Raw genomic sequence first — 7,135 nt, 5'->3', positions numbered from 1 at the left:
CCGTACCGGTCAACGAGTGCCTTCGATATCCGATGGTTGACATCGGTCATATAACGGTTTTCTCGCTGTCCGATACGCTTGATCGCTCTGCGGGCGGAAGCTGTTCCAACCTGTTGCAGCCGCTTGCGAAGCCGCTTGTACTTTGAACGCTGGTTCTTGACCCTTCTGCCGTGGAAGAATGCGGTTGTTCCTCGCGAATCATAGCTGACGGCGATAAAGTTGATCCCCATATCTACACCGACGATTCTTTCGATGTCATGCACGGACGGTTCGTCCACAGGTTGGGTCACGGGGATATGCAAGAAGAACTTTCCGCGCTTATGCACCAGTTTGGCTGTACCGAATGTCCATGTTCCATCCAAATAATGTTCCATGCCTTTGCTTTCAAAGGGGACCTTGATCCTCCCGGATAAGGTATTGACTGAAAACATTGGGTTTCGCATGGAGTAATCGCGGTTCCAGACCAAATCGAGTTCCGGCTTCTTGAATCGTACAAGAGTCCAGGGATGCCCATTTCCTTGAATGGACTTATAGCGGGCAATGACCGTCTTCATCACCGATTGCGCCATTTGAGAGCGAAGCCCGAAATCGGCACGAAGCTTGCGATACGTCAAGAGATGCAGCTTCTGTTGGTGGAGCACCTTCTCATCAAAGACGAGCTTCGATACAAATTGGCTGGCCATCCGATAGGCATGGAGTGTCTGGAACAACAACTCTTTCTGCTCTGGTGAAGGTAAAATTTTGATTTTGGCGGTAACCGTTAGCTTCAACAGATCTCACCCATCCTTTCCGTGAGGATCGAAGTAGGAACAGGGACGTAACGTTTATATTTACCATTATACCAAACATTTGTTCTAGTCCAAAGTAGTTGTTTGTTTTTTGAGAAAGAAGGAGCATTTGCGATGATTCTAAGGAGGAAAAAAACGCAATTCCTCTCATGACTGAAGTCACGAGTGTCCTTACGCAAAGTATGAATAAACCCCTGCCAAAAAACAACCCATAACATGTCCCACATATTGAATGGAATATCTGCTTCTAGGTTCGTGTAGACAGCTCATCAAGGCTTCCTTGTCTAAGGTTTCGAATCCTATATTGGTTATGTCCGCACCGTTTTTTTCCAAATAATGCAACAACAAAGACCATAAATCGTATACAATGATAGTATATTAGAACCAGATAGTACCGTACGAAAAGGAGTACTAAGGATGGAAGATTATTTACCTTATAAATCAAAATATTCCAAGTTCGACCGTGTCATTTTAACACTCGCCTTCACATTATATCCCGTCGGTTTCTTGATGACATTATTCCGTGTACTTACGACTCATGTTCATCACTCTCGCAAGGGAAGAAATCATCGACTGATTGGATGGCTTTGGGTTTATACTTATATTTTAATCATGGGATTATTTATTTTAGCTTTTGACCTCAACAACCCTGAGGATGTTCAACTTTTCTGGGATTCTGCCTTGCTATATGGAATAATACTTCTAATTCCGGCTATCGTTTTTTTCATATTGGGCAGCCGGGCAGATAGCAAATTCAGCTTATTATTGCACCAGTATTACCACCTTGTTATAAACAGAAGAATCAGAGAGATTGATCATATCGCCGTAGAGACGAAACAATCTCCCAGTCACGTCATTCGAGACTTGGATTTTATGATTACAGAGCACATGCTGCCCTTCGGTCGAATCCAAAATGACATCCTCGAACTTGAGCCCGAAGAGTATCATGAAGCATATGATGATGATTACGATGAAGAATATGTTGACGAATACGATGAAAGCGAGGATCGGGGGCGCGGACCTAGATCCATGGAATGCCCGAGCTGCGGAGCCAGGATCATCGTGTATGCTAACGATGAGAAGGAATGCGACTATTGCGGTAACGTGATTAGCGCGTAAAATCAAGATACCCAGACAGTATTTTCTAAGCTCCCTTTTAAGAAATGGAGACGAAGTACTAAATACGAAAAACAGACTGCCGCGGCAGTCTGTTTTTGGTTACTTGAGCCTGAATTCGAATCATTCCACGTGATATGCGGCCAAATTGCGGATCAAAGGTTTCTCCACACTGGAAAGGATTCTGACACGCAATTGATCGGTTTCGATGGTGTCGAATCGGTCGATTTTTTTATGCCCAATCGCACTTCCACGTACAAGTTCTTTCCATTCGCCTTGGCTGTATGCTTCAAGCACGTATTCACGCACACGCTCCCCATGGGCAATGTCTTCCATGATGATTACATGATTTACTGGCTGAATAGATCCTAGGCCCAGCAGCAGCTCGGTTCCTTCTCCACTCGTTTGGCCAACCGGCTGCCCGAATCTACGGCGGATTTCATCTCCGAATTCGATGACACGCTTCACATCCACTTCAGGCAGCAGCCCGCGGTTGTCCGGGGATATATTCAAAAGCAGCGTAGCGCCATGGCCGACCGAGCGGTAATAAATATCCAGTACTTCCTCCAGGCTTCTTAAGCTTGCCTCATCGTCAGGATGCCAAAACCAGTGAAGTTTGCGGATCGGAACATCGCATTCAGCCGGTACCCAAGCCGGGGTCCCTGCCATCCAGGTCATCATATCGCTGGTGAACATACTCTCCTTTGCCGTGGTGGCCGTATTCCAGCACGGATAAGGGGCGACGCCGTCTTCATTCCCTACCCAGCGGATGGTCGGGCGTCCCATATTAAAGACCATTGCATCCGGCTGGTATTGATCCACCAGACCGATGATTCTATTCCAATCGTATTCCCTGCCTTGGGAACCGGCTCCATCGAACCATACTTCGACCAGTGACCCATACCCGGTCAAAAGCTCCGTTAATTGCTCCGCGTAAAAATCGTCATAAGCCTCTTTATCGGGATAGCAAGGTTCATGTCGGTCCCAGGGGGACAGATACAACCCAAACTGAAGCCCTTCCTCTTTGCAAGCATCGGCAACTTCACGGACGACATCCCCTTTACCGTCCCTCCACGGACTGGACTTCACGGAGTAATCGGTCGTTTTCGTTGGCCACAGACAGAATCCGTCATGATGCTTTGCGGTCAATACCAGATACTTGAAGCCGGCGCGTTTTGCGGTCCTGGCCCACTGCCGGGCATCAAGCTGCTCTGGATTGAAGATTTCCGCTGAATCCGTTCCGTCTCCCCATTCCTGATCGCAAAACGTATTCATACCGAAATGGCAAAACATGCCCATCTCCATATCCTGCCATGCCAGCTGCTGTGGAGATGGCTTTGCAAGTTCATTCATTGAATCATACACCTGCTTTCTATGAAGGTTAAATAATCATCCCTGCACAAGGAATGTCCGTGCGCAGGGAACCAATTTTGCGTTATTTTCTCGCATCTAATGCCTTTTGATAGATTTCCAGGTACTGGCTCAGCTGCATTCCATCCAGCCCTTGCACATAAGAATCCCATTCTTTATTGATATCTTTAGAGCCTGTAATAAACTGCGCCATATTGGATTTTACGTAGTCGACAAGCGTCGTCTTGATCTGCGCAACGAGCTCGGCATCTTCAAGCGCTATGAACAGTCCTGTTGGATATTGCTCCTTGGATTGGTACGGTTCATATTCCTTGGAAACCTGATTCAGACGAGTACCGTATCCGTCGGGAGTGAGCGGATCCTGAGGAGATGTCCAGGACGCTCGGTAAGCATAGGTTCTGAGCGATGGACCGATCTGTTCCCAACCGTCATTATGCGTCGGCTTTTTCTCGGGGTCAGGAATAGCTGTATATTTAGCCTGCTTCCCATCGATATCCTTTTCACCGGACTCAGCTTTCCGCCACCTTTCGCCCTCAGGACCATATTCCTGTAACACAATCGCTTCTTCCGTATATAAATAATCCGCTAACCGGATGGCGGCAATCTGCTGCTCGCTCGTCGCTTTATTCGTAATCGCAAATTGTGAGACAGCGATTCCCGCAAAATTCAGCGTCTGCTGCACACCATTCGGGCCTTTTAGCGGAGGCAGGGCAACATAGTCTTTATGACGCGGCGCCTTATCATCCATGCTGTAAGCATAACTAATTAATGCAGTTGAAAGCGTACCCATAATATTGTCCGGTTCGCGGTTGGCCATTTGTTGAATCGCATCCGCATTCTGGGTAAAGGCTGCGGGATCAATTAATCCCTCTTTGTACAATTGATTCAGATAAAGGAGGCCTTGCTTCCACTCTTCTTTGTTTGCCGTAAAATCAACTTTGCCATCAATGACGCGGAGGAACGTACCCGAACCCTTGTCGACGTAATCATCAAGGATAAACGAGTTCATCAGGAAGGCGGAGACGTTGCCTGCCCACATTTCATCCGAGCCTGTCAGCGGGATTTCATCTTGTTTGCCGTTGCCGTTCGGATCCTTCTCTTTGAACGCTTTCAGCACAGTATAAAATTCGTCAGTGGTCGTTGGAACAGGCAGTCCCACTTTATCGAGCCATTTTTTGTTGATCCACATTTTGAGCGCATTGTCACAATGGTAGCATTCATTGACCTGCGGCAAAGCATAGATGTTGCCGTCCGGAGTCGTGATGGAGGCTTTCATGTAAGGGATATCCTCCATCGCTTTCTTGATATTGGGTGCATATTGGTCAATCAAATCATTCAGAGGGATAAACACGCCCTGCGACCCATACTTCATCTGCTCTTCCTTGGTCAAATTCGCTTGGAGAATGACTTCAGGATAATCACCACCGGCCAGCATGAGCTGCTTGCGGTCGTTCAAAGCATTTTCCGGTACTAGGTCCCAAGCGATATTGATGTTCGTCTTCTCTTCAAGATGTTTGGTAAATAGGTTGGTATCCATGTTTTCGATTGACGCGAACTGAGGCGCGAACATTTTAATGGTCATCGGCTCCTTCACGATCGGATAGGAACCAACAGCATTAAACAGATCCTCATTGGCAGCACCGTTGTCAGCCGTCTTGCCATTTGACTGATTGCCGGAATTGGTTCCGCCGCAGGCACTAAGCAGCAGCATGCAAGCCATTAGGCAGCTAATGACACCTAGCCAGTTTTTCTTCTTCATGCTCTTTTCCATCGAATATACCCCCCGCTTATCATCCGTATTTCGGGCGTTTGGCCCTTTCCTATGCTTTTGCCTCCACTAGCTTTTGCCGTATCTGAATAATGTACAGCCTCACCTCCTTGATGCCATTATCGCTCTGTCATGATCAGCCCTTTAGCGAGCCGATCATGACGCCTTTGACAAAATGTTTCTGGACGAAAGGATATATGATAAGCACAGGCAAGCTCGCAACAACGATCAAGGAGTATTTCAGCAAATCCTTGAGCCCCTGCTGCGCCTGCATCTGGCTCACATCCGCCATCATGGAAGCATCGACCGAATTCAGAATTAGAATGTTTCTGAGAATGATTTGAAGCGGGAACAAGTCAGGACTCCTTAAGAAGATCAGTGCATCAAAATAAGCATTCCAATGCCCGACTGCATACATCAATGTCATGACCGCAATAATGGGTTTGGACAGCGGCAGGACAATGCTGAATATGAACCGGATGTCACTGCATCCGTCCAGCTCCGCGGCTTCCGCCAATTCATCGGGAATCGTGGTTTGGAAAAATGTCCTTGCGACGATAACCTGGAATACCCCCAGTGCCCCCGGTAAAATCATGGCCCACCGCGTATCCAGCAGATGGAGATTCTTAACGACGAGGTAATAAGGAATCAGTCCTCCTTCGAACATCATCGTGATCACCAGCAGAACCATGAAGAAATTGCGGCCGTAAAGCGACTTCTTCGCCAGCGGATAAGCCAGCATAATCGTGAGCGTTACATTGATGAGGGTGCCGACAACGGTATAAAAGAGGGAATTCAGATAGCCGACGCCGATCTGCGGATTATTGAATACCGCCTTGTAGCCGTCCAGCGTAAAATCTACGGGAAACAGCCAAACCTTGCCCGATGTAACCGCCTGAGGCGAGCTGAAGGACGAGCTTACGATGTAGATTAATGGTACAGCTACTGCAATAAGAACCAGGGTCAAGAACAGATAGATCAAGAACATGAATAGGCGGTCGCCTTTCGATTCACGTATAGCGGCTTTTTTGAACATAGGGTCTCCTCTCTTTCCAAAGTTGCTATTGTTTACTGGCTGCGTAGAACAGGCCTACCACAAGCTGCTGTTCGACAGCTTTCTGGCGATGTAATTGACGGACACCAGCAGAATAAGATTGATGACCGAGTTGAAGAGACCGATCGCCGTTGAGAAGCTGAAGCTGGAGCCCAACAAACCAACCTTGTACACATAAGTGGATATGACTTCCGACGTGCTTAAATTAAGCGGATTTTGCATCAGGTATATTTTTTCAAATCCTAGTTTCATGATGTTGCCCAGATTGAGAATGAGCAGAATGACCGATACGGGAATAAGGCTTGGTATATCAATGTTCAGAATCTTCTGGATGCGGGACGCGCCATCTACCTTGGCTGATTCGTACAGCTCCGGGTTAACGCCGGACAGTGCTGCGATGTAAATAATCGCTCCGTAACCTGTAAATTGCCAAACATCGGACCAGACGTAAATGGACTTAAACAGGCCCGGTATACCCATAAAATTCGTATTACTCATACCTAACATCTCGAAAAATTTACTGATCATCCCCACATTTGGCGTCAAGTTGACGATAATGATCGAAACCATAATCACCGTAGATATGAAATAAGGGGCATATGAAACCATCTGTACCGTCTTCTTGAATAGACCGTTGCGAATTTCGTTTAGCGCGAGTGCCAATAGGATGGGTGCGGGAAAGCCTACGATCAATCCATAGAAACTGATGCCAAGTGTGTTTTTAATGTAGAGCCAGAAGTTCGGCGAATCGAAGAACTGGCGAAAATATTTCAGCCCGACCCAGTCGCTGCCCCAGATTCCCTGGATTACGTTATAATTCTTGAATGCGATTACAATACCGGCCATCGGTATGTACTTGAAAATAATCAAATAAAGAACGGGTAACAAGAGAACGAGATACAGCTGCCAATGACGCTTAATTTGTTTTCCTCTGGACCTTCCTTTCTTCACTTCTGGCAGCGCTTTCAATATTATGGGAGGTTTCGGTTCCAGGCTTGGTTCGGTTTGAAGCCTAGCGTTCAGTCTCGGCATGCGGGT

General features: G+C 47.1%; 5 protein-coding genes and 1 pseudogene. 1 reads left to right on the top strand and 5 read right to left on the bottom strand.

Annotated elements, in window-relative coordinates:
* Positions 1 to 770: pseudogene (locus CRG97_RS05305) on the bottom strand (RNA-guided endonuclease TnpB family protein); the annotation flags it as partial.
* 435 nt (positions 771 to 1,205) lie between these two features.
* Between CRG97_RS05305 and CRG97_RS05300 the strand changes: the two are divergent.
* A complete protein-coding gene (locus CRG97_RS05300) occupies positions 1,206 to 1,907 on the top strand; it encodes a hypothetical protein (protein ID WP_098742087.1) in 702 nt (233 codons plus the stop codon).
* 120 nt (positions 1,908 to 2,027) lie between these two features.
* On the opposite strand, the gene CRG97_RS05295 is transcribed toward CRG97_RS05300, so the two are convergent.
* The 4 genes from CRG97_RS05295 to CRG97_RS05280 form a co-directional block, all read right to left on the bottom strand.
* Positions 2,028 to 3,257 carry an alpha-L-fucosidase gene (locus tag CRG97_RS05295; protein WP_098742086.1) on the bottom strand — a complete coding sequence of 410 codons (1,230 nt, stop codon included), beginning with the start codon at positions 3,255 to 3,257 and terminating at the stop codon, positions 2,028 to 2,030.
* 82 nt (positions 3,258 to 3,339) lie between these two features.
* Positions 3,340 to 5,046 carry an ABC transporter substrate-binding protein gene (locus tag CRG97_RS05290; protein ID WP_098742085.1) on the bottom strand — a complete coding sequence of 569 codons (1,707 nt, stop codon included), beginning with the start codon at positions 5,044 to 5,046 and terminating at the stop codon, positions 3,340 to 3,342.
* A gap of 133 nt (positions 5,047 to 5,179) precedes the next feature.
* Positions 5,180 to 6,079 carry a carbohydrate ABC transporter permease gene (locus CRG97_RS05285; RefSeq protein ID WP_012819147.1) on the bottom strand — a complete coding sequence of 300 codons (900 nt, stop codon included), beginning with the start codon at positions 6,077 to 6,079 and terminating at the stop codon, positions 5,180 to 5,182.
* Between the two features lie 54 nt (positions 6,080 to 6,133).
* Positions 6,134 to 7,129: an ABC transporter permease gene (locus CRG97_RS05280; protein ID WP_009593427.1), complete on the bottom strand. Its 996-nt coding sequence runs from the start codon at positions 7,127 to 7,129 to the stop codon at positions 6,134 to 6,136.
* Positions 7,130 to 7,135: the final 6 nt, after the last annotated feature.

The organism is Paenibacillus sp. EZ-K15 (assembly GCF_002573715.1).
GTDB lineage: Bacteria > Bacillota > Bacilli > Paenibacillales > Paenibacillaceae > Paenibacillus_AQ.
This window is presented reverse-complemented; position numbering and strand designations above follow the sequence as displayed.